This window comes from Nostoc sp. DSM 114167 (assembly GCF_052692655.1).
Window position 1 is genome coordinate 5609536 of the sequence record NZ_CP195116.1, and the last position, 23427, is coordinate 5632962.

The following is a 23427-nucleotide window of genomic DNA, read 5'->3' on the forward strand; positions in this document are numbered from 1 at the left end:
GGAGCAGTATAAGGAAAAGTGGCTCTGCTTATTGCTATAAATATATCCAAAATTGTCTGCTTCAGTGTTCCAGTCATAAATCCGTCACCTAAGCATGGAACTTCTGTACCATTAGCAGGTCTAATGGATAGGGATGATTTAGAGCCAGTACGATCTATGAGTCAATCGATTACTGTATCCTGGTCAACGGTTGATGCAAAGTATCCAGAAGCATCAGTGCAAGTTGACAAACTCCCTAATCACGATTTAATTTTGCGCTGTCAAGCCGGACTGCGACCAGATCGTGCTGCTTTTGCGGAACTATTACGCCGCTATCAAAGTCAAGTCGATCGAGTTCTATACCACTTAGCTCCAGATTGGCCTGACAGAGCCGATTTGGCTCAAGAAGTTTGGATTCGAGTGTATCGGAACATTAACCGATTACAAGAGCCTGCTAAATTTCGGGGCTGGTTAAGCCGCATTGCCACGAACTTGTTTTACGACGAGTTACGTAAACGCAAGCGGGTGATGAGTCCTTTGTCACTGGATGCTCCCCGTTCCTTAGAGGACGGCGAGATGGATTGGGAAATCGCTGGCGATACCCCAGGTCCTGAAGAAGAACTAACAACGAGAGAATTTTACGAGCAATTGCGGGAAGCGATCGCGGATTTACCAGAAGTCTTCCGTACTACCATTGTCCTCAGAGAAATCGAAGGCATGGCTTATGAAGAAATTGCCGAAATCACTGGAGTTTCTCTAGGAACTGTGAAATCAAGAATAGCCAGAGCTAGATCGAGGCTGCAAGCCCACTTGCAGAATTATCTAGACTCCTAATTTTCTTAATTTACAGTATCTTGCTTCTGCCCAATGGCAGAATTTAAGCATAGATTAAAAATTACTAGAAAGACGTAGATTGTTTCTGCCTTTAGGGGGAAAATTGGCTAATTTTCCCAAAATTCCCGCCAAGTTTACCCGTGTATGAATTGGTAATAATGTTAAGATGACTACTGATTCTCAGTTTTACGACCGTTCTCCTTTGCAACTTCCTCAAGATTTGTCAGATGGAATGGCCAAGCATACCAATGAATCAACGGGTCTTATGGATATGGTGAAGCGCGATCGCTTCGAGTTATTGAGTGCTTACCTGGATGGTGAAGTCACAGCCACCGAACGCAGGCAAGTAGAAGAATGGCTGGCAAATGATGCCTCAGTTCAATGTTTGTATGCCCGACTGTTAAAGCTGCGCCAAGGTTTGCGGACGCTCCCAGTGCCAGCAGCCCAACAGTCGCCAGAAGAAACAGTTCAGCAAGTATTGACACGTTTGCGCCGCCGCTCCCGTTTAAACTGGATAGCGGCAGGTGGAGCTGTTGCTGCTTGTGCGATCGGTGCAATATCTGGCTTAGTAGGTGGTGGTTCGATGGTGCCGCAACTGGCGCAACGACCACAAAGAGAACCGATACAAACGTCCTCAGCGTCTATAGTTCCCCCTTCCCCGCTGATGGTGGGACTAAATAACCCGGTAATTGAAATTCCGAAAGCAGCAGTAGCCTCTCCAGAAAATTCAATTTATCAGGTTCAGCCGCAACGACACGACCCCAAACAGGACATAAACTAATCGCATTAACAGTTTACAGTTCAAAACTGTACTCTAGGGTTAAACCACAGCCGCTCCACCAGCCGTCAGGTTGGAGGAAGCCTCCTAATTGCTCAACTCGTTCTAGAGTCATTAAATAAACCCAAGCCCAACTATAAGAGAGCGACTGTGGCTCATAAACCTCGATAATTTGTCGATTATAGAGGTTTTCTGGTGTTTGTCTATTGGGCTGGTAATCTTCCAGCACATCTAGCTCATTTAAAATTTTTGGGTTGGAAAAAGAAAGTAAATATCCATACACTTGGCTATTCCCTAGCGTCATCGCTGGGTAGCCCATTGGCAGAGCAAATAATTTGCCTTGTACAAACGCTGTTTTGACATCAACTACTTTGTCAGCACAGTATCTTGTATAGTTAGCTTCACCTGGTTTGAGCGTGCCGTAGACAAAAACCCGCACCAAATCAGTAAATTTTAGATTTGATTCAACCATCGCCTATTTTAACCATCTAACTTGACAGCAATAAAAACCTATGATGTTGAATACCTCTAGATATCAGTTCTAGAGGTATTTTTGTTTACTCAGATTAATAGTTAAACAATTAAGTACTACTCTTGCCCTTTATTCCTATCTAACTTCTCTTGAATAGCTTCTCTACAAAATTCAGGAGGGTTATCTTGTTGCTGCACTTCCTCTTTCATTGTCTTAGTCATGCGTATATTCATTTTCTCGGTCAGTGGCTCCTCTCTGTCAGTAGTGAATTTTTTTAAATTTTCTGGATTTCCTTTAGGATTAGCCATTGTTGAGAGATGTAAATATAGCTTGATCTACGTGGAAGCGAGTAAATATGATTTTAAATCGGTGGTGCTTTCATCCTTGGAAATGGTTCACCACCGATACCACTTTTACAAATGGGTAACTCTATTTTATGTTCACACGTGCAGAACTCGAAATCAAAACCACTGCTGAGTTGAGAGACTTATGTAGGCGTTACGGATTAAAGCCTACTGGGAATGGAGGCTACAAGACTAGTTGGATTGTCACATTAATCGCATTTGCACAGATAGCACTCGTTCAACTAAGGCAGGGTAGAGGGTTGAAGTCACCAGGTTTCAGTGTTATTCAATTCCTTGAAGGGGTGGTAGATGAGATGAATTCACCCACAGATGAGCAAGCAGCACTGATTAAGCTGACGATGGAAGGCAAAGCTATGAGCTATCCTGACAGATACGACCAAGAAAATTTGCTTAATTTGCACAAAGCTAAGATGCACCTTGAAATGGCGATCGGATTGCTAACCCAGTAAATCAGTTTAGAACCAAATACATCTAGTCCCCAGCATCCTAAGCTTAGGGACTTTTTTATGCACTATATACCTAAACTTGTTGAACTTTAGGGATATAAGATAGATAGAAATAGGGGGTAGAAAGAAATAGTAAATTGATTTTGTAAATTAAATTAGAAAATTACTAGACAGATAATTCCCTCAATATAGTGGTTCAAATGTACTAGTAAACAAATGCTAGAAAATTAGTAGAAATAAAGTGTAACAGGCATGAAACCATTGGAAATACGTGATTCTGTAGATTCCCGATATAACCCAGCAGCAATTGAGGAAAAATGGCAAAAAACATGGGTAGAACTTGGCTTAGATAAGACACCGACAGTTAGCAACAAGCCAAAATTCTATGCTCTTTCCATGTTCCCTTATCCATCGGGCAGCCTACACATGGGTCACGTCCGTAATTATACGATTACCGATGTGATTGCCCGCCTCAAGCGAATGCAAGGGTATCGGGTAATACACCCAATGGGTTGGGATGCCTTTGGCTTGCCAGCAGAAAATGCTGCCATTGACCGTGGCGTACCGCCAGCAAAATGGACTTATCAGAATATTACCCAGATGCGGCAACAATTGCAGCGTCTCGGTTTATCTATTGATTGGGAATGCGAACTCGCTACCTGTTCGCCAGATTATTACAAGTGGACGCAATGGATTTTCTTGCAGTTTTTGCAAGCGGGTTTAGCTTATCAAAAAGAAGCAGCTGTAAACTGGGACCCTATCGATCAAACAGTACTAGCAAATGAGCAAGTTGATAACGAAGGACGTTCTTGGCGCAGTGGGGCAATAGTTGAACGCAAATTATTACGCCAGTGGTTTTTCAAGATTACCGACTACGCCGAAGAATTACTCAATGACTTGCATCAATTGACAGGTTGGCCGGAACGCGTCAAGTCTATGCAGGCAAACTGGATTGGCAAATCTACAGGCGCTTACTTAGAATTTCCCATTATTGGGATAGATGAAAAAATCGGAGTGTACACCACACGCCCAGATACAGTTTATGGTGTTAGCTACCTAGTGTTAGCACCAGAACATCCCTTAACAAAGCGTGTCACTACAAAAGAACAACAAGCAGCGGTAGAAGCTTTTATTAAAGAGGTTTCCAATCACAGTGAGTTGGAACGTACTGCTGAAGACAAACTTAAGCGCGGTATACCCACAGGTGGTAAGGCAATTAACCCATTTTCAGGGGAAGAAGTGCCGATTTGGATTGCTGACTATGTACTGTATGAGTATGGTACCGGAGCAGTGATGGGTGTACCGGCACACGATGTCCGGGATTTTAAGTTTGCCAAAAATTACGATTTGCCAGTTGATTTTGTCATCGTTTCCCCAGATGATGTTGCAGGTTTTGATTTAACTCCAACATCGGAGACGGATGAAGTCACACAACTAGTGCAAATTGAATATAACCAGGCATACACCGAACCAGGAATTTTAATTAATTCCGGTGCTTTTACTGCTATGTCTTCCACAGAGGCTAAACAAGCAATAATTGAATACGCCGAACAACAAGGTTTTGGCAAAGAACGGGTGCAATATCGCTTGCGGGATTGGTTGATTTCACGGCAACGTTACTGGGGCGCACCGATACCTGTAATTCACTGTCCCAACTGTGGGATAGTACCAGTTCCCGATCGAGATTTGCCAGTACAGTTGCCGGAAGAGGTGGAATTTACTGGACGTGGTGGTTCACCTTTGACTCAGTTAGAGAGTTGGGTAAATGTACCTTGTCCAACTTGCGGCACTCCAGCAAAGCGGGAAACCGACACGATGGATACTTTTATTGATTCCTCGTGGTACTTCTTGCGCTTCCCTGACGCTAAAAACGAACAACAGGTTTTTGATTCCAGTAAAATCAATGACTGGATGCCAGTCGATCAGTATGTAGGTGGGATTGAACACGCAATTTTACATTTGTTGTATTCGCGGTTCTTTACTAAGGTACTACGGGACAGAGGGTTACTGAACTTTGATGAACCTTTCCAACGCTTGTTAACTCAAGGTATGGTACAGGGTTTAACTTACCTAAATCCCAACAAAGGCGGCAAAGATAAATGGATTCCTTCTAATCTGGTAAATTCTGCTGACCCCCGTGACCCCCAAACAGGCGAACCACTGCAACGTCTCTACGCCACCATGTCTAAATCAAAGGGCAACGGTGTAGCGCCAGAAGATGTAATTTCTAAATACGGTGTAGATACAGCGCGGATGTTCATCTTGTTCAAAGCGCCGCCAGAAAAAGATTTGGAATGGGATGAAGCCGATGTAGAAGGACAATTCCGCTTTTTAAATCGGGTTTGGCGTTTGGTGACAGATTATATTGCGGCTGGGGTATCACGTAAAAAACCCCAATCTGATTTAACTAAGGTAGAAAAGGAATTGCGGCGGGCGATTCACACGGCTATTCAAGCGGTGACAGAAGACGTAGAAGACGAATATCAATTCAATACCGCTATTTCCGAATTGATGAAGTTGAGTAACGCCTTAACTGATGCTGACAGCAAAAGTTCACCAATTTACGCAGAAGGTATTCGCACTTTGGTGGTTTTACTAGCACCATTTGCACCACATATTGCTGATGAATTGTGGCATTTATTGGGTGAAAGTGATTCAGTTCATACTCAAACTTGGCCATCATTTGACCCTGATGCTTTGGTAGCTGATGAAATCACTTTAGTGATTCAAGTTATGGGTAAAACTCGCGGCGCAATTCAAGTACCAGCACAAGCAGATAAAGCAGCGTTGGAAAAATATGCTCGTGAATCAGAAATTGCCCAGCGTTACATCGAAGGTAAAGAGATTAAAAAGGTAATTGTGGTGCCTGGAAAGTTGGTGAATTTTGTAGTTAGCTAAGTACAGTTTTGCATAAAATCGTGGCAAATTGAGAGTTGAAATTTAAACGCAGATGCGCTTCTCTACGAGACGCTACGCGTAGCTTGCTTCCCGAAGGGTACGCCTTACCGTAGGGAATTCGCTACGAATTAATGAAATCTTGTACTTAGCAATTGATAAAATTGTGAATTTAGCTTGACAAAACATCAGAGGATTTACATCCGTGACACTCAAAGAGTTAGAACAACAACTTCTTGCCCTCAGTCCTGGGGAAAAATTGCAGGCTATACAGTTACTTGCTCAAAGTCTCGGCAACAATTGGCAAGGAATTGAAAAAACTCCTAGAGTTTGTGGTGGAAAGGCTCGCATCGCTAAAACTCGTATTCCCGTTTGGGTACTTGTGGAAGCTCGCGGTCTTGGATATAGTGATGCTGACCTTTTGACGAGCTATCCAACTATTAGAGCTGATTCGTAAAGAAAATCTGAAGGATACTCAACTCGTTACTAGGTCTGAGTTTCAGCGAATAAGTATTTTATTGACTCAAATTCCTGAAATCCTTGCAAGACAAGTACTTTACTTGAGTTTACAAATTACCTCTTACAGCTACAGATTTAGCTAATGCTTGGGTATATGCAGAAGCTCATCCCGATGAAATCGAATTGGCAATTGAGCGTAATGAGGTAGCCTAATCGATGGCGCGGTACGCAGATGAGCAGTTTCCCTTTCCAGTTGTGGAATTATTACGCGCTTTGGGGCATGATGTTTTGACAGTTCAAGAAGCAGAAAATGCAGACCAAGGTATACCTGATGAGGAAGTGCTAGCATTTGCCATAAGTCAAGAACGCTCAATATTAACTATCAACAGAGTTGATTTTATCCGTTTGCATCGTCGTGATTCTAACCACTTCGGTATTTTTGTTTGCACGAATAATCGTAATTGGGAACAATTTGCAGCACGGATAGATGAGGCTGTGGCAAAAGAAGAACCTTTGCAAGGAAAACTAATTCGTGTGGTACGTCCAGTAACTTAAAAAGGTTTTGATGGTACGCACAAATCTAGAGTCATCAGGTATATGTTGCAACAATTTTTATAACAGTAGGTTCCTTCTCTGGTATATGTGTATTTAAAGACATTTTTAATTATTGTCCAGAGAGTTCAACTGTTTTATTTATACACAAAAAAACGCTTGAGAGTTTTGCTCACTCAAGCGCTTTTTCGTAAAAGCTTATACCAACTCACTCGTTTGATGCAACATTTGAAATCTGCAACACTCCCTGAGGAGGGAGTATTACTGGGATAACTTGTGACAAACATGTGGTGAAATGGTATCACTCCTTGCACTAACTAAGAATATCTCTTTTGTAAGAATACCAGGGATCTAGTGAGTGACAGTTTATGAACTGAACACTAGTTAAAAACGACTCACCGTGAATAGTAACTAAGGAGACTAAGCACGATTGTAGCAATTTTGTAAGTATAGTATAAAAACTTATAGTTTATTACTACCAGCCGCCGACATTGTTTACTACTAAGTGCAGTATCAAAAAATGCAGCAATTAGTAGCATAGATATCTCAACTTCTGCGTCAAATTAGTCGCTATCAAATAACCTAGAAAAGGCTTGGATATTGATATCAAAGCGATTTTGACTCAAATAAATCATAAACGAAGGTATTGTTTAGAGAATGGCAACCCAAGAACAAATCTTTGACCCAAATAGATTGAAAAGTTTGAGTTGGGTATCTTTTATCTCTTAGCAAACGGTAACATCCAAGTCTTCTGTATAGTGTAGGGAGTTACTTCTTTCATGGAAGCAAAACACAACTTTTTCAGCGACAATTACCGCGATGTTCAAAAAGATTTCGCGTTTTTCTATAAAAACAACTGAGGTGGATTATGGGTAGATTTTAAGAATTTATCGTACCTATGCCTCATCAAGATAGATGTTTCATCCTTGGCTAAAATAGCCGTTCGCCTACGAGCAGACACCTTAACCTGGCGTCTAGGTGTGTGGTAAGATTGCCTGGAACAGAGGTTTTATCTGAGTTGGAGTCTGGTATAAATTGCAAAGGTCAAGCTGACCGATCGTTAACTCCCACAATACTTTTCCTATAAATTTGGAAAATATACAACAATACTGGTGACAATCTGAGTGGAAATTGTAGATGAATATCTAGGATTTGCTATCAGACTTAACCAACTTCCGACAATTTTGACTTTTATTTGACTTTTAGGATAGAAACATGAACGATAAGCTGATGCTGATGATTCCAGGCCCTACACCGGTGCCAGAAGCTGCCTTACTGGCATTAGCCAAGCATCCGATTGGGCATCGTACTAGTGAATTTAGCAACATATTGGCAGAGGTGACAGAAAACCTGAAGTGGCTGCACCAAACTCAAAGTGATGTGCTGATGCTGAATGTCAGTGGTACGGGTGCTGTAGAAGCGGGAATAATTAATTTTCTCTCTCCAGGCGATCGCATTTTAGTTGGCTCTAATGGTAAATTTGGCGAACGCTGGGTAGAAATTGGTCAAGCCTACGGTTTGAATGTAGAAGAAGTTAAGGTGGAATGGGGAAAACCCTTAGACCCCGCAGTATTTGCCGAAAAACTCCAAGCAGATAGCCAAAAGCAAATCAAAGCTGTAATTATTACCCACAGTGAAACCTCAACCGGTGTGTTGAATGACCTAGAAACCATCAACCGCCACGTTAAAGAACACGGTGAAGCTTTAATTATCGTTGATGCCGTCACGAGCTTGGGTGCATTCAATTTACCCGTGGATGCTTGGGGTTTGGATATCGTCGCTTCCGGTTCCCAAAAAGGTTATATGATTCCGCCAGGGTTGGGTTTTGTTTCAGTCAGTCCCAAAGCTTGGGAAGCTTACAAAACTGCGAAGCTACCGAAATATTATTTGGACTTAGGCAAATATCGCAAAGCTACAGCCAAAAATACAACTCCATTTACTCCGCCTGTGAACTTGATCGTAGCGTTACACACCACGTTACGAATCATGAAAGAAGAAGGCTTAGAATCAATATTTGCTCGACACGAACGGCTGAAAAATGCTACTCGCGCCGCCATTAAAGGGTTGAATTTGCCTTTGCTTGCAGCAGATAGTTCCGCTAGTCCGGCGATTACAGCTGTAGCGCCACAGGGAATTGAACCGGATAAGATTCGGTCATTGATGAAAAAACGCTTTGATATTGCCCTCGCTGGCGGTCAAGATCATTTGAGCAATAAAATTTTCCGTATTGGTCACTTGGGTTTTGTTAGCGATCGCGATATCCTTAGCTGTATAGCATCCTTAGAAGTTACCCTCACAGAACTTGGCTACGAAGATTTCACCCCTGGTTCTGGTATAGCAGCAGCAGTTAAAGTGTTTAGTCAATCCTGAGTAATAAATCAAAAGAGCGAGTTAAATTATCAACTCGCTCTTTTAATTTGTATATAGAGTAGAAACCTTTGCATCAGGTAGAGTTGATGTGACATACCTCAATTCTTTTAAATGACACCAAGTTGCCCTAGATAGTATTATTTGCTTTGAAGAAAGTCGGACTGTATCTTTGACACCAAACAAGACTAACTTTGGCAACTTAGTATCATCCAAAATTGGTATAAATAGTATTGTTTGAGATTCTGCTAATAGGCATTTGGTAGAAACTTTTAAGCCAAAGTCTAAAATTTCCAATCTAAAATTGGTATAACCTACGCCGTCTCCAGCCAATCGTAAATTTGTTCTAATTGCTCTAAAGTAATCAAACCATATTGCCAAAGAATCATTGCCAAAGGGCCTGGGTCTTGCTCCCGATGCCGAAGCGCCACTGCTAGTGATGCTGTAGAAATTGCTAAATCTTCTTGCAAAAAATGAATCAGTCGGGAATATTTTGATGGTGACATTTGTATCTCACCTCCTTGTGCAGAATGTATTGTCATATATCAGTTCACCATTACTCGGTAGACAGTAGCCAGTATTTTATCTGTCACTGTGCCGTTTTCGGCTATACACCCCAGCACAGTTTTTGTTAATCTGCCTTCAACAGAGGCTTCTTATAGATGGTCTGAGAAATAAAAATTCTCATACAAATCTTTTGCTAGCTTATTAAGCAGTATTTTTACTTAATTAAATTGGCTTCATCTTATTTACCTTTGTGTTTTATTTAATTACACAAGTAGTAATAAAGATTCCATAGCCTATACTCTCTTATTGGCGACTATTTACACTTACGCCCAAGGGAATATTTTTGAGACTAAACCTGAAAACTGCGATTTCAGGTTTGAGACAGTAGAATTTTACATTATTCCCACAGTTTTTAAATAGTAGCGTTACAAGTGCTGTTTGACCACATACAGTGACATTTTTTACAAAAAAAACATATATTTCCACCGTATAGGCTCTCAACCGAGTAATTACCCAAGTTTTTATCCAGGCAAAACACCAGGGTTTCAAAACTCAATTTTGAGAATATCGCCCACTTTCAACTTCAATTCGGCAGCTCTTCCAGAACGAAGTTCAATCACTTTATCAATTGGTGTATTGGGACCATAGGTAGGACAAGGCTCACTCGCACAAGGAGGTGCAGCAACCTGAATATATTTAACAACACCTTTATGTAGAAATACCATGTCTAGGGGTACCGGTACATTCTTCATCCAGAAACTGACTGGTTGTGCTGAAGGGAATCCAAACAGCATTCCCCGGTCATCTGGTAAAGCTGGTCGATACATCAATCCCATCGCTTGCTGTTTTGGCGTTTGCGCTACCTCTAATTGAATCGTTGTACCATTAGGCACAATAGCTTTAGCAGAAATTGGTAGTTTTTGACCTAAACTTTCTGGTGCTGGAGTTTTAGAACCAGAGGTGGGGCTAGGAGATTTAGCAGTTGTTGGCACAGAACAACCCATCAGAAAAATACTCAGCATTATCGAGAGCAAACTTAGCCGACGAGTCATATAGCTTTTCAATTTTGTTATTTAGACTTCAATTTTACAGTGTTGTAGGCAGAAAAACCCTTTAGGTGGGAGGTAGCAACACCCAAAGGAAGCATTCCCAATGTGAAACTGGGAACGAGGTCAGGAAATAAGCAAACTCCCGCTACAGTATACTAGGATTCTCTTAAAACGTACCCTACGCCTCGCACTGTTTGAATCAGGCGCTTTTGACCTTCATCTTCGATTTTTAACCGCAAGTAACGGATGTACACTTCAATTACATTTGACTCACCGAGAAAGTCGTAACCCCAAACATTTTCTAGAATTTGTTCGCGGGTTAACACTTCACGGGGATGTTCCATTAAGAATTTTAATAGTTCAAATTCCTTCATTGTCAAGTCAATTGGTCGCCCGTTGTGTATGGCACGGCGAGTTGCTATGTCTAAAATTAAATCCCCAAAGCGTAATTGCTCTGTGGTATCTACATCGGGTTTTAAGTAGAGGCGAATCAACTTCAAAAAGTCTTCTGAGCGGTAAGGTTTGAGGATGTAATCATCCGCTCCAGCTTCTAGACAAGCTACACGATCGTCAACTGTATCCCTTGCCATTAAAATCAGTACAGGCGAGCGCATACCAGTGCTTCTCATATTTTTGCACAATGAGAGTCCTGATTCTCCTGCTAACATCCGGTCTAAAACAATTAAAGCAGGTTGGCGATCGCGACAGTGTTGTAAACCACTCGTTGCATCATGAGCCAAAATTGATTCATAACCAGCTTCTTGCAAATCGCAAGAAAGCTGATTTGCAAGGCTCTCATCGGTTTCAATCACCAAAACACAAGGACTTTGAGCAACTGTCATAACAATTTGGGATATGGGATTTGGGATTGTAAAGATATTCCAGAGAAAATCTTTACATCAGTTATAAAGTGCAATTACGAGCTTTTAGTGATGTAGCAATTCTGATTTGACGCGCTGCTAAGGATGTTTTAGCACGTTCAGGTGTCAGCTATCGAATTCTCGGATGCAATCTTAATAACTAACTCCAAATTCCATCTCCATACCAGTAATTCTGGAAGGAAATCAGTAAGTTAGGGAGTAGGGAGTAGAGAGTGAGAAGATGAGGGAGAAATCAATTCAAATTCAAAAACTTCTGCCTCCTGCCTCACTTCGACTACGCTCAGTGACCTTCTGCCTGGTTGTTGAGCGTAGTCGAAACACTGCCTCTTGCCCAATGCTTACGGCAATTCTACCGAAGTTGGTTTAGCGATATGTGGTAAACCCCAACCTAATTTTTCTCTCAAAATTCGGAAAAACTCAGGCGGTTGCAGGCGAATAAATCGGGCACTATATTGCGATCGCTCCATATATACTCGATCTTCTGGTAAGATATAGCACCCTCCATTACCATCTACTACCATTACCAGCCGAGGGATATTGACTGGGTAGATATTGACCGATTCAGTATCTGGAAATACCAATGCTCTAGAAGCTAGGGAATGGGGACAAATGGGTACTAGCTGTAAAACAGGTACGCCAGGAGTCACCACTGGACCACCAGCACTCAATGAGTAAGCTGTAGAACCAGTAGGCGTAGAAACAATCACACCATCTGCGGCAATATCTACTGGCGCATGACGCCCTATGGCAATTTCAAAATGGCACATAGAGGTCAAAGGTTCTCGGTGTAGCACCATTTCATTCAGGCATAGGGCTTCCCATAGCACTGAATCATCCCGAAACACTTTGACATTGAGCATTGCTCGTTCTTCAATTTCATACTCACCTGCCATTACCTGTTCTAGCGCTTGGGGCAATTGATTCAGGAAAGTTTCCGTCAAAAATCCCATGTGGCCGGTATTCACTGTTAACAGTGGAATACCACAAGGGGCTACTTGACGAGACGCTGCCAGAACAGTGCCGTCTCCCCCTAATACCACTGCAAACTCCATATCTGAATCAAAACCAGGGGGTGTCAGACCGTCAATGGGGGTGTGGCACACAGGACTCTCCGGGTTAGGGTAGCCCAATATACCACCGATACTCGATGTGATACATACATTCCAACCGGCTGCGGTTAGCTTGTCTTTCAACTCGATAGCGACACGGCCCGCTATCGGTTTAACGTCATTGTAGATAATGCCTGCTTTCGGCACACTCAAATATCCAAGTTTAGGCGATGCTCTGTATTATGTAATCGTTACACATTTTTGGTCATGTAGTCATTAATCTAGGTCAAATATCCAGAGTCTAGAGTTTTACGACTAATGTCTGTTTTGTAATGACTATTGACTGTTGGCTTTTGAAGATTGCTTAAAAGGAGTTTTTTTAGGTTTCTGTTTTTTATTTTTATTTTTCTGGTAGTCTACCTCTTTGAGTTTTTTCATTATTCGGCTGAAGTACTCTTGGAGATAACTTTCTAGGGTTGTGGTTTGTTGCGGATCTAAACCAAATACTGTGTATACTTGATCCATTGAAGCATTTAACTGTTTACCACTAGCCAATACTTCTGTAAACGCCAGCCTATCTGCTACGTTCCATCCCCACTGAAAGAACCGCATTATGCCCCGCACTGTACGCAGTAAGTTTATTGGCATCCGCGTTACTCTAGCATCTTTTCCAGATAAGCGTTCGCACAGGTTGATAATTTCTTCTGCACTCCATGCACGAGTGCCGACTACAGGAAAAGCTTGGTTTTCCGTTTCTGGTACACTCAATGCCCGGATTGCAAACTTAGCAATATCTTGAGTGTCCATATAAGCAATGGGAGAAGAATTACCTGTCACCCAAACTGGCTGTCCTTCCAAAATGGGAATCCCATACTGGCCGATTAACCCTTGCATAAATCCAGCTAGTCGCAAGATGGTAAAATTCAAGCCTGACTCAGCCAAGAATAGTTCTGTACACCGCTTAATTTCCATCAGCGGCACTTCTGGGTATTTATCAACATCTAAAATCGAAAAGAAAATAAAACGCTCGACACCAGCTGCTTTTGCTGCTTGAATCAATGCTACTTTGCCTTCCCAGTCCACTTGTTTGATACTCAGTGAATCTGTAGGGCGAGAGGTTGAGGCATCAATAACTTGGGTTACACCAACTAAAGCTTCTGCTAGTGTATCGGGGTAACGTAAATTTCCAGGGACGAGTTCTGCTCCCCATTCTTTCAGAAAAGCTGCTTTTTTACTGCTGCGGACAAGACAGCGTACTTTATATCCCTCATCGATAGCACGACGAGCCACTTGTCTTCCTAAGGTGCCAGTGGCACCGACGATTAATAAAGTCATGAGGGTTGTAATAAATTTTAATGTTTTATGAAAAGAATGTTATCAGAATAACCTATGCAAACAAAAGTTTACATCTTTTCTCAGAAAATCAATCTATTTGGATGGACTTATGAGAAAATAGCTGTCCGATTAACGAACAAGCTTTTTTCTCATTTCGGTAAAAAAGAGAGTAGGGAGTAGGGAATGGGGAGAATAATAACTCTTGTACAGACGCGATTCATCGCGTCTCCACTACTCCTAACTCAGCACTCAGCACGGGCTAAACGCCCCGCTATCCATATACAGCACTCAATTATTCTTCTGTGCCTTGAATTTTCAGTAACAAAGCGCCTAAGCCCCAGCCTACGAAGATTAAACCGAAAGACAGTAGAGCTGCATTCAAAATTTCGCCGCCCATTAGCGTGATTCTCCTTATGTGCAAATTGGTGTGTAAACTAGGTCTACCAAAAGCTTTTCAACAGTTGCTAGGATTAGACCTGTGTAAACAATTTTAAACTAGTTTAGCAGCTAATCCCTACTGGTTTGGGGGGTAATCCCCATTCTTGGTAGAAGGGAAGATGGGTAAATTGGAAAATTTTGATGATAATAATTATGAAGAATTTTTATGTATCAAAATAATCAAGGTGGTTTAATAAATTTTGTAAAAAAGAATCGTCCGCGTTTGGCGCTGACGCTGGGAGATCCGGCGGGAATTGGGCCGGAGGTGATTTTGAAAGCTTTAGCCGATCCAGAAATTCGTCAAAAATATGACGTTACAGTAGTAGGTAACAGAGATTTGCTGGCACAGATTTATTACAAACTGAATTTAACTGAGAATTTAGTAGCTTTGGCAAATCCAGATGATTTGTCAGTCAGCGATGTGCAGTTGGATGGAAAAATTAAAGACCGAATTATTTCAGGAATAGGTAATGCAGCCAGTGGTGCGGCTAGTTTTGCGTATATGGAATATGCGATCGCTCAAACACTGGCTGGTAAATTCGATGGTATTGTCACAGGGCCGATCGCTAAATCTGCTTGGAAGGCCGCAGGCTATAATTATCCAGGGCAAACAGAACTTTTGGCAGAAAAATCAGGTGTTGACCGTTTTGGGATGTTATTTGTGGCGCGATCGCCTCATACTAATTGGACACTCCGCGCAATACTAGCAACCACACATATTCCCCTACGTCAAGTAGCCGATGTATTGACACGGCAGTTGTTGACACAAAAACTGGATTTGTTAGTGGAGTGTTTAGAGAAAGATTTTGGTATATATAAAGGGAGAATTGCGATCGCCGGTTTAAATCCCCACAGTGGCGAACAGGGACAACTTGGAAACGAAGAACAAGATTGGTTAATTCCCTGGTTAGAGCAAGAGCGGCAAAACCGACCACAATTGCAGTTAGATGGGCCGATACCGCCAGATACGATGTGGGTTAAACCTGGTCAAGCTTGGTATGGAAATTCTTTAGTACAAAATCCAGCTGATGGCTACTTGGCACTTTACCACGACCAAGGCTTAATTCCTGTAAAGCTAATGGCGTTCGATCGGGCAGTTAATACTTCTATAGGTCTTCCTTTCGTTCGCACTTCACCCGATCATGGCACAGCGTTCGATATTGCAGGTAAAGGAATCGCTGATGCGACGAGTATAAAAGCAGCAATACATTTAGCCGCTGAGTTAGTTAGTCAAAGATTGGCTAAGAAAAATAATAAATAATCCTTAAGTACAGCTTTGCTTAAAATCTTTAAGACACGACCAAATCAGTTCTGAATATGGTTCAAAGCATTTCTTTATTCTTTTAGTGTTGTTGGCACTTTTGTGGTAGCCATAAAAACTAGTATTCTAGTCGGGCGCTTCAAACTTATAACCATAGCCTCGCACAGTTTTGATAAACTCCGGTATGCTGGGGTCGACTTCCATCTTTTTGCGAAGTTGACCAATATGCACATCAACTACCCGACCATCTCCTACGTAGTCGCAACCCCAAATTTTTTGGATTAGCTGTGGGCGACTCCAAGCCTGATTAGGATGACTTGCCAAAAAATGCAAGATATTAAATTCTAGTGCTGTTAAGGGAAGAGTTTTATCGTTAAGTGTTACCTCGCGAGCCTCTGGATTAATTACTAGCTGCTTGAAAACGATACGTTGTGTTGAGGAAGGATTGATGTAGCGTATCCGCCTCAAAAGAGCTTCTACTCTAACTTCAACTTCTGCAAGACTAAATGGTTTAGTCATGAAATCATCAGCACCTGCGCTTAAGATTTTAATTTTATCAGCCTCGTCAGTCCTACTAGTCAGTATTAGTACTAAAACATTAGTACGACTCTGCATTTCTTGGCAAAGGCTATAACCAGTAACATCCGGCAAATTCCAATCCAGAATTACTAAAGCTGGGTTGAATTGCTCAAACAACGATAAAGCAGTTCTACCATCTGCTGCCGACTCTATTTGATATTTCCGACTTAAAAAACGATAGACAAGATTTCGGACGCCGAAGTCGTCATCAACGATCAGAATTTTGGGAGTAGTAGTAGCAGTAACCATAACCATAATGCTATCTATTGTAGATTGGGCGATTTGCTGTTGTGCCAGCTTTACTTTACGTGTTTCTGTTGAGTACCATCGCTAATGTAGTACTTGTGTACATTTAATTTTCCATGAAGCCGATCGCAACCTCAGCCACGATAGGGCCAATAAAATTTATAATTATGGCATGATTTTTGCATAATTTTAAATTTGTATTGTATAATGTTAAAATTTTACGTTTGAAATAAGTGTAATTAAAAACCATCTCCGTAACCGCAAATAGTCAAAAGACACATCCAGAAGCGACGGTAATTGCTACAAATTTACAAGAGTAAGGCACTCCCTGGTTAATTAGGTCTCTACAAAGGCTGAGAAACTAACTTATCAGCCAATCTAGATTCTCAACTCCTACTTACTCGACTGTACTAGAACCAACAGGTATGTTCTCTTGAAGAAGGTCTACGAAAATCTACCCTGGTGCATTTACATATAGCTGCCCTCTTAAGCATATAGTATACTACAAGTTTCAGTCTGAAGTATGACAAAAAGACTGAAAGTATCGCCAGAAGGTATATAGGGCGTCAAAACCAGCTTTAACAGACAAAAGCAATAACAACAAGAATTGCTCTATAGGAATCCGCTTTGATTCGGAGAAATTATTTGCGTAGGCAGGGAATAGGGAATAAATGTGTACTGAGTTTTTTTTCACGCAATCAAATAGGATTCCTATAGCAATATTATGATGTCAATAACTTGCTGGGAGCTTGTTTCAATAGTACTGCTGACAGCAGAATTAAGAAGTAAAACACCCTTTGTATTTGGGTAAGTATCTAGGCATAAATAAATTTATTGTTTGTAGTCAGGACTTTAGTCCTGATAATCCTTGCTCTGAGCGATAAATCGCTCACTACAAACTAGAAGTTTATTTTATATTTAATCAGATTTAACTTATGTACCTCACAAACTTCTAATCTGCTGTATATAACTCTACAAGTTTGGCAGAAAATGAGGAGACATTATTAGCGATCGCCGTTATTAAAAAGGTATCAATTACTAGCTTATTGCTAAATATTTTTCATTTAAAGCTAATGTTTTATCGATTAATGAGGAATTCAGTAAAATCTAAAATATCTCGATAACTAAAATATCAAAAAAATATAAACTTAAAATATATTGGATTAGATTTAAAGAAAATACTGTCTGTTTATACTCTCAAAGGGCATTATTTACAATTGATTAATTGGTTGATTTTCTGGAAAATACTCGTCTATCTGAGGAGAGAGTTTGAAAATATTCATACCAGAGAAAGATCAATTGAATATCTTCAGTTCGCTAAATTACTATCAACATGGTCAGCAAGGAAAAATTATGGTTAATAACTTAGTCGGCGGCATCATTCCTCCACAACCACCAATAGAAGCACAAACTGATGCTCATACCCTAAAGAGTCGTCTGGAATGGGGTGAACCAGCTTTTACAATCCTGGATGTGCGTGATCGCGCAACCTTCAACGAAGGTCACATTATGGGAGCAATGCCAATGCCAGCAGATGAGTTGGTAGAGCGTGCAGTAGCTTCTTTAGATAAGAGCCGTGACATTTACCTTTACGGTGATAATGAACAAGACACTGCCCAAGCCGCACAACAACTGCGTTCTAATGGATTTGAGCATGTCTCCCAACTTAAAGGTGGTCTTGGCGCATGGAAGGCGATCGGCGGCCCAACAGAAGGTATTGTTGAATCAAAAACTCCCGCAGGTGCAGATGACTACAATGTTGTAGATCGGCTAAAAAACCACCAAGAAAATCTGCAAAAGGGCGGTACTAGCTTCACCGAATCCATTAAACAGGGAGCAAGTAACCTCAAAGAAGGAGCAAGTAACCTTAAGGAAGGTATTCAAGAGCAAGCAAGTAACCTCAAGGAAAGCGCTCAAGAGCAAGCAAGTAACCTCAAAGAAGGTGTTCAAGAGCAAGCAAGTAACCTTAAAGAAGGCGCTAAAGAGCAAGCAAGTAACCTCAAGGAAGGCGTTAGTGAATCTACTTCTAGAGACACTAATGATTCTAATGTTGGCTCTTAGGCAAAAAATACAGCAGAATTCAGAATTCGGGAGCAAAGCCAAAGACGCTCCACCGAGGCGTCAGAATCCAAAAGTAAAAGAGGCTTTATATATACCTGGCTTTGAGACGAACTTTTGTGTATTTCACTTTCCTTGAAATCTGCTGTAATTTAGCATGAAGGTTTGTAGTAAGCACTTTAGTGGTTGGGAAATAACGACTTTAGTACTTACTACGAACCTGTTTATCTATCAATTTCAACTTAATATATAACTAGTGGAAATTGACGAAAAATAAAAATTTCTTCTCACTATTCCCTATTGAATTAGTGTTCAAATAGATCCTTGAATTGCAATAAATCTAAAGAAACTATAGTTGGTAGAAACTCAAAACATTCTTGAGCAATTTGCCAACGTTCTTCTCGTTTCAGCATTTGTATTAACTTCTGCTGCACACTAAGTAAATAGCGTACATCGTTGGCAGCATAACTGAGTTGAGCTTCAGATAAGCTAACGGCGTTACCCCAATCAGAACTTTGAGAGCTTTTATCTAATTCCACTTGTTCTAACTCTTGTACCACGTCTTTGAGTCCGTGGCGATTTGTGTAAGTACGGGCTAATTTACTGGCAATTTTGGTGCAAAAAATTGGCCGTACCTGAATACCCAGATTGGCTCGCAAAGTGGCCAAGTCAAATCTAGCAAAGTGAAACACTTTCACGACATTGGCTGCTTCCAAGAGTTTTTTTAAGTTGGGGGCGTCAGCTTGCCCTTTGGCTATGCGGATTGCAGTTACTTTCCCTTCAAGATTGCACAGCTGGACGAGACACAAGCGATCGCGCAACGGCAGCAATCCCATTGTTTCTGTATCAACTGCGATCGCTGTAGATTCTAAATACTGGCTAAGGGCTGCGTCACTGAGGTCGCGATCGCTCACCTGAAAATCTGGTAATGTCATCAATTGTTCAAAAATAATAGCAGTGTCCAGCAGAAAAAAGTCTTGTCAGACACTACATTATTATTGTGCAAAAAAATCAGAAATTAAATCTACCTAGTGCGAAAAAACATCTGTGTCAGGTAGACTTCGCCTTGATTATTAGTAGCAACGCCAATTCCAGTCAGGTTGTAATTTCCTTTAAGATTCTTTAGGTGTCCGGGACTTTTGATCCAACCAGTAACAGCTTCCTCTACGGGGTTGCTATATCCCCGGTTAAAAGCAACATTTTCTGCTGCACTGTTGTAGCGAATCGGGATAGCTTTAACTCGCCCTTCAAATCCCTGATGGCTAAATGGGGTTTTACCTTTAGCCATATTTTGACTATGAATTCTTGCCTGTCGAGTTAAATTTGCATTTAAAGTCAACTTTGGCAGCCCTTTAGAAACCCGATATCGATTAATTTGGTCAAATACTGATTTTTCTAGCTCAGTAGTTTTAAAAGTAGGAGTCGATATTGCAACCTGACTAGAAAAAAGCGACAACAGCTTATTACGGGTGGATGTATTCGTAGAAGTATGATTTGGTATCGGAGCAGTCGTTAATCCACTAGCAAGGACAAGCGCACTTAAAGCGATGCCAAAAGCAGTTTGTCGGAACATGGAGAATTGCGTATGTGTAGAGATATAAGACTTCTACTCTACCCTATTGTTCCAAGGATATATACCACAATACTATTAAGTAATGATGAATTTCGGCAATTTGGCTACATCCTTTACAAGTAACACAAACAATAATTTCCAATTGTCAGTACTTCAATAGGTCAGCTTCATGAAAATCATGGTTAATTTGGCTAATAATTTCAGATTTTCATGAATTATCTAGCAAAAGCTTTACTAACAGGTTAAAGTCTGGGGAATTTACGAAAAAACCTAAATACCAAATCTAACGCTATGTGCAATTTTTACTCAAACCTAATCTCTTTGCTTAACAATAAGGAATAGGTAGAATTCAAAGCCTCTCTCTTTTTGCAGGCTATCCATTAGTCACATCTTTCTTTACAATCTTGACACGCTTGTTTTGTAAGGCATCTTAAACACGCTCAGTGTGTGGCATACTTGACAAGTTAGCGCTTAATCTTCTCGCTAAAAGTAGGTTTTTATTGAGAATTAACGACGAACGAATCAGGGTTATAAAAAACGCAAGTGAATACTCTCGCAAATTTGGAAAAAGATCCGGGTAATGGATAGCTCTTTGCAGGAAAGAGGAATGGAAGTTAGATCCGAATATTAAGTTGCACATCGCGTCAAACTTATGAGCGAATGAACATTTGTGTGAAGTAGATTGCGCCTTGACTGTTTTTAGCAACACCAATCCCCGTCAGATTGTAATTACCTCTGATATTAGCAAGATGCCCTGGACTTTTGAGCCAGCCTTGAACAGCTATTGTGGCAGGATCGCCATATCCCTGGTTATAAGCGACATTTTCAGCAGCCGATCTGTAAGCAACACCGGTTGCATTAAGACGTTCTGAAAATCCATTATGTCCAAAGGGAACAGTACCATTAGCCATGTTCTTACTGTGAAGCCTAACTTGATTATCGATGGCAGAATTACGAGTCAGCGCTGGTAGCCCTTGGGAAGCTCTGTAGTTATTGATTTGGTTAAAAATCGACTGTTCTAGAGCAGCAGTGTCCGTACTATATGCTGCAATTTGATTAGTATTATTCGATACGTTTGAAGGCACAGGCGTACAAGTTGGATTTGTTACAGAAGTAGCGATCGCTCCACTACTGAGAGCAATAGTGCCTAAAGCAACGCTGAAAACTATTTGTTTGATCATTTGTCGCGGCAGTAAAGTTTTAGACAATGTAACCAACGAATATCAATGTGACAACTTGCTTATAGGTCTAAATTGCTCTATTTGTGGGCTTTTTTGTTCAATAACTACTAGCAAACGTTTAAATGCACGATTTGACGCAAAATTAGTACTATTTGCTCAATAATTGACTTCTAGCATTAGTCTGATTATTTTTATCCCACATTCCATACTTAGGTTATTACATAGTGTAATTACTGAATTTATTCTGAATTTCTTAGTTCCAGATTATGCTTATTCATCTTTTAAATTCAGTTATCTTACTGCTTTTAAGTATATTCCACAAGCGTTATTACGTATAAAAAGCAGTAAAAACCGATTGTAAAAGTGAAAAATACGGAATGTAGGATATAAATAGGCTGAATTTATTCAGCAAAATCTCTGCGTGATTTCAACTAGCTTTATTTCAAGGTTTCTACCTCTTCCTGTATCACACGCAACACCCGTGCAATATATTCTGCACGCCACTGTTCCCGTTCTTTAGCTACTTGGACATCCGGCTCGTAAGCTTCAATTTCACTAGTCGATAAAATACCTTTCACCTCTAGCAACCGTTCGATGGTGTCTAGTCGCTCATGCAGCACGGACACCTCACCAGTCAAGGCCATGACGATCGCTAACAATTTATCAGTTTGCGAATTTTCTAAGTAAACAGGTCGTTTACCCTTGGCTATTTTTGTCATCCTAATACCAATTCTCCAAAAATATGACTAGACATACAAAATGAGGAAAGCCAGATAAAATCTGACTTTCTCAATTACGAATCACGTTAGCGTAGCAGGCCATAGCCCATTACGAACTTGTACTGAGCGACTTGCCCTGAGCGTAGTCGTAAAGCCTGCGGCATAGCTACGCTTCGGGCGCAGCCTCTCGTAGAGAAGGGAGCCGAAGTATTACAAAATTTTCTTTGCTTACTTAGTTGCAGCAACCATAAACCAAGTGCCTTGGGTGGCTGAGTTACCATTTTTAACCAGGCCATTAGTTTCTTTTGCTTTCCATGCCCCATTCGGGATAAATTTCTCGAATGTCTTATCTGCTGCAAAACCAGCCTCAGTAACTAGTGGCACTAAATCTAAATCGCGTACAGCACTCCAGAAGGGTTCGTTGTTGTTAGCGGTTTCCCAATCATAAATAAACTGTGTATAAACATCCATGTGACGATAAAGGGGTGCTTCTAGATGAATCATCATGCCACCAGGAGCCAGTAGACGATAAGACTCTTGCATAACTTTACGCACAGATGACGGGGGGATTTCATGCAGCAAAATGTGAGAAACCACTAAATCAAATGATTCATCAGGGAAGTTAGTATGTTCGGCATTTTGCTGAGAGAAGTGTACCCGTTTTCCCAAGGCTTCGGCTCTTGCATGAGCATAACGCAGTATAGATGCGCCGATATCTATAGCATGGACTTCTGCATCTGGGAAACCATCGACATAAGGTAATGTGCTATTGCCAATAGAACATCCCATATCGAGGATTTTCCTCGGTCGAAAGTCGGGAAACTCCGCTAAAAGGTAGTTTTGGACTATAGATAGCCCCATATCATCGTTGAGCGGCCCCAACCAACCTAGTCCATAAACGTAAGCACCGCGATCGTAGGTTGCACCGGCCGCGACATCATCAGCAGTGAATTCACCGTGATATCCTCCGGGCATACAGTGAATGTCTACAGCCTTTTGATAAGCAGGTATTTGAAAATTTGGGTCGAGGGTTAAAGTACCCAGTTCACCACCTTTATCTTTGGCACGCTCGATCAACTCTGGCAGTTGTCTGTCAACGTTGGCATTTACAGCATCCCATAACATTTCCTGGTTGATGCGCTTCAGGGCACTAGTCCAGCGATAGTAGGGTTCTTGCTGCATTACTTCCCGAATTTCATAACGATTCTGGGGAGGGCGCTGATGTTCTTGTTCAAACTTCGGCTTCGCTAATTTTTCATAAATTTCTTTATTACCAGGAGTGACATTCTTGAAAATGTGCATTTTCATAGTTTGCACAAAGTTTTGGCGTGCCAACTCGTCGTGAGTGGGCTGCGGTAACATTGGGTGTTGGAATTGTCGATTCATGATTGCTTCCTCCCAAAA

Annotated in this window: 22 protein-coding genes and 1 pseudogene; 9 read left to right on the forward strand and 14 right to left on the reverse strand. The window is 41.2% G+C overall.

Features of this window, described 5'->3' with window-relative positions; translation table 11 throughout:
- Window positions 1-156 precede the first annotated feature (156 nt).
- Both NSTC731_RS23905 and NSTC731_RS23910 read left to right on the forward strand, forming a co-directional pair.
- Window positions 157-813, forward strand: coding sequence for a sigma-70 family RNA polymerase sigma factor (locus NSTC731_RS23905; protein WP_094352725.1), 657 nt, complete (start codon window positions 157-159; stop codon window positions 811-813).
- 166 nt (window positions 814-979) lie between these two features.
- Window positions 980-1594, forward strand: a complete 615-nt coding sequence (locus tag NSTC731_RS23910) for an anti-sigma factor family protein (protein WP_445627100.1) — start codon at window positions 980-982, stop codon at window positions 1592-1594.
- 13 nt (window positions 1595-1607) lie between these two features.
- Here the strand turns inward: NSTC731_RS23910 and NSTC731_RS23915 are convergent, their stop codons facing one another.
- Both NSTC731_RS23915 and NSTC731_RS23920 read right to left on the reverse strand, forming a co-directional pair.
- Entirely contained in the window at window positions 1608-2063 is a 456-nt protein-coding gene (locus NSTC731_RS23915) for a gamma-glutamylcyclotransferase family protein (protein WP_445627101.1), read from the reverse strand.
- 116 nt (window positions 2064-2179) lie between these two features.
- The gene (locus NSTC731_RS23920; RefSeq protein ID WP_334854157.1) at window positions 2180-2371 is read right to left on the reverse strand and encodes a hypothetical protein; all 192 of its coding nucleotides are present in this window, start codon (window positions 2369-2371) and stop codon (window positions 2180-2182) included.
- Between the two features lie 128 nt (window positions 2372-2499).
- Between NSTC731_RS23920 and NSTC731_RS23925 the strand changes: the two genes are divergently transcribed.
- From NSTC731_RS23925 to NSTC731_RS23945, 5 genes are all read left to right on the forward strand, one after another.
- Window positions 2500-2877 carry a hypothetical protein gene (locus NSTC731_RS23925; RefSeq protein WP_445627102.1) on the forward strand — a complete coding sequence of 126 codons (378 nt, stop codon included), beginning with the start codon at window positions 2500-2502 and terminating at the stop codon, window positions 2875-2877.
- A gap of 249 nt (window positions 2878-3126) precedes the next feature.
- The gene (gene leuS, locus NSTC731_RS23930) at window positions 3127-5772 is read left to right on the forward strand and encodes a leucine--tRNA ligase (protein WP_445627103.1); all 2646 of its coding nucleotides are present in this window, start codon (window positions 3127-3129) and stop codon (window positions 5770-5772) included.
- A 202-nt stretch (window positions 5773-5974) separates the two neighbouring features.
- Window positions 5975-6226 (forward strand): DUF433 domain-containing protein, encoded by a 252-nt coding sequence (locus NSTC731_RS23935; RefSeq protein ID WP_445627104.1) that lies wholly within the window; start codon window positions 5975-5977, stop codon window positions 6224-6226.
- A gap of 218 nt (window positions 6227-6444) precedes the next feature.
- Entirely contained in the window at window positions 6445-6783 is a 339-nt protein-coding gene (locus NSTC731_RS23940) for a DUF5615 family PIN-like protein (protein ID WP_445627105.1), read from the forward strand.
- Between the two features lie 1212 nt (window positions 6784-7995).
- A complete protein-coding gene (locus NSTC731_RS23945; RefSeq protein ID WP_445627106.1) occupies window positions 7996-9150 on the forward strand; it encodes a pyridoxal-phosphate-dependent aminotransferase family protein in 1155 nt (384 codons plus the stop codon).
- A gap of 311 nt (window positions 9151-9461) precedes the next feature.
- Here the strand turns inward: NSTC731_RS23945 and NSTC731_RS23950 are convergent, their stop codons facing one another.
- From NSTC731_RS23950 to petM, 6 genes are all read right to left on the reverse strand, one after another.
- Entirely contained in the window at window positions 9462-9689 is a 228-nt protein-coding gene (locus NSTC731_RS23950; RefSeq protein ID WP_012410503.1) for a DUF2949 domain-containing protein, read from the reverse strand.
- A 510-nt stretch (window positions 9690-10199) separates the two neighbouring features.
- Window positions 10200-10706, reverse strand: coding sequence for a DUF192 domain-containing protein (locus NSTC731_RS23955; protein WP_445627107.1), 507 nt, complete (start codon window positions 10704-10706; stop codon window positions 10200-10202).
- Window positions 10707-10858: 152 nt separating this feature from the next.
- Window positions 10859-11545 (reverse strand): response regulator transcription factor NblR, encoded by a 687-nt coding sequence (gene nblR / locus NSTC731_RS23960; RefSeq protein WP_099103317.1) that lies wholly within the window; start codon window positions 11543-11545, stop codon window positions 10859-10861.
- A 377-nt stretch (window positions 11546-11922) separates the two neighbouring features.
- Window positions 11923-12840: an NAD(+) kinase gene (locus NSTC731_RS23965; RefSeq protein ID WP_322697280.1), complete on the reverse strand. Its 918-nt coding sequence runs from the start codon at window positions 12838-12840 to the stop codon at window positions 11923-11925.
- Between the two features lie 129 nt (window positions 12841-12969).
- On the reverse strand, window positions 12970-13968 hold the full coding sequence (locus NSTC731_RS23970) for an SDR family oxidoreductase (RefSeq protein ID WP_445627108.1): 999 nt from the start codon (window positions 13966-13968) through the stop codon (window positions 12970-12972).
- Between the two features lie 292 nt (window positions 13969-14260).
- Entirely contained in the window at window positions 14261-14365 is a 105-nt protein-coding gene (petM, locus tag NSTC731_RS23975) for a cytochrome b6-f complex subunit PetM (RefSeq protein ID WP_094344256.1), read from the reverse strand.
- 207 nt (window positions 14366-14572) lie between these two features.
- Here petM and pdxA point away from each other — a divergent pair, with 207 nt between their 5' ends.
- A complete protein-coding gene (gene pdxA, locus NSTC731_RS23980) occupies window positions 14573-15667 on the forward strand; it encodes a 4-hydroxythreonine-4-phosphate dehydrogenase PdxA (protein WP_445627109.1) in 1095 nt (364 codons plus the stop codon).
- A gap of 126 nt (window positions 15668-15793) precedes the next feature.
- Here pdxA and NSTC731_RS23985 read toward each other — a convergent pair whose 3' ends face one another.
- A complete protein-coding gene (locus tag NSTC731_RS23985) occupies window positions 15794-16501 on the reverse strand; it encodes a response regulator transcription factor (protein WP_445627110.1) in 708 nt (235 codons plus the stop codon).
- Between the two features lie 1344 nt (window positions 16502-17845).
- On the opposite strand from NSTC731_RS23985, the pseudogene NSTC731_RS23990 reads away from it, so the two are divergent.
- A pseudogene (locus NSTC731_RS23990) lies at window positions 17846-18292 on the forward strand (rhodanese-like domain-containing protein); the annotation flags it as partial.
- Window positions 18293-18855: 563 nt separating this feature from the next.
- Here NSTC731_RS23990 and NSTC731_RS23995 read toward each other — a convergent pair.
- From NSTC731_RS23995 to NSTC731_RS24015, 5 genes are all read right to left on the reverse strand, one after another.
- Window positions 18856-19485, reverse strand: coding sequence for a ribonuclease H-like domain-containing protein (locus tag NSTC731_RS23995; protein ID WP_445627111.1), 630 nt, complete (start codon window positions 19483-19485; stop codon window positions 18856-18858).
- Between the two features lie 89 nt (window positions 19486-19574).
- Complete coding sequence (locus tag NSTC731_RS24000) at window positions 19575-20123, reverse strand: CAP domain-containing protein (protein WP_292783269.1); 549 nt, start codon at window positions 20121-20123, stop codon at window positions 19575-19577.
- Between the two features lie 650 nt (window positions 20124-20773).
- Window positions 20774-21304 carry a CAP domain-containing protein gene (locus tag NSTC731_RS24005; protein WP_445627112.1) on the reverse strand — a complete coding sequence of 177 codons (531 nt, stop codon included), beginning with the start codon at window positions 21302-21304 and terminating at the stop codon, window positions 20774-20776.
- A 437-nt stretch (window positions 21305-21741) separates the two neighbouring features.
- Entirely contained in the window at window positions 21742-22023 is a 282-nt protein-coding gene (locus NSTC731_RS24010; RefSeq protein ID WP_445627113.1) for a hypothetical protein, read from the reverse strand.
- A 228-nt stretch (window positions 22024-22251) separates the two neighbouring features.
- Window positions 22252-23409, reverse strand: coding sequence for a class I SAM-dependent methyltransferase (locus NSTC731_RS24015; RefSeq protein ID WP_445627114.1), 1158 nt, complete (start codon window positions 23407-23409; stop codon window positions 22252-22254).
- Between the last annotated feature and the right edge of the window lie 18 nt (window positions 23410-23427).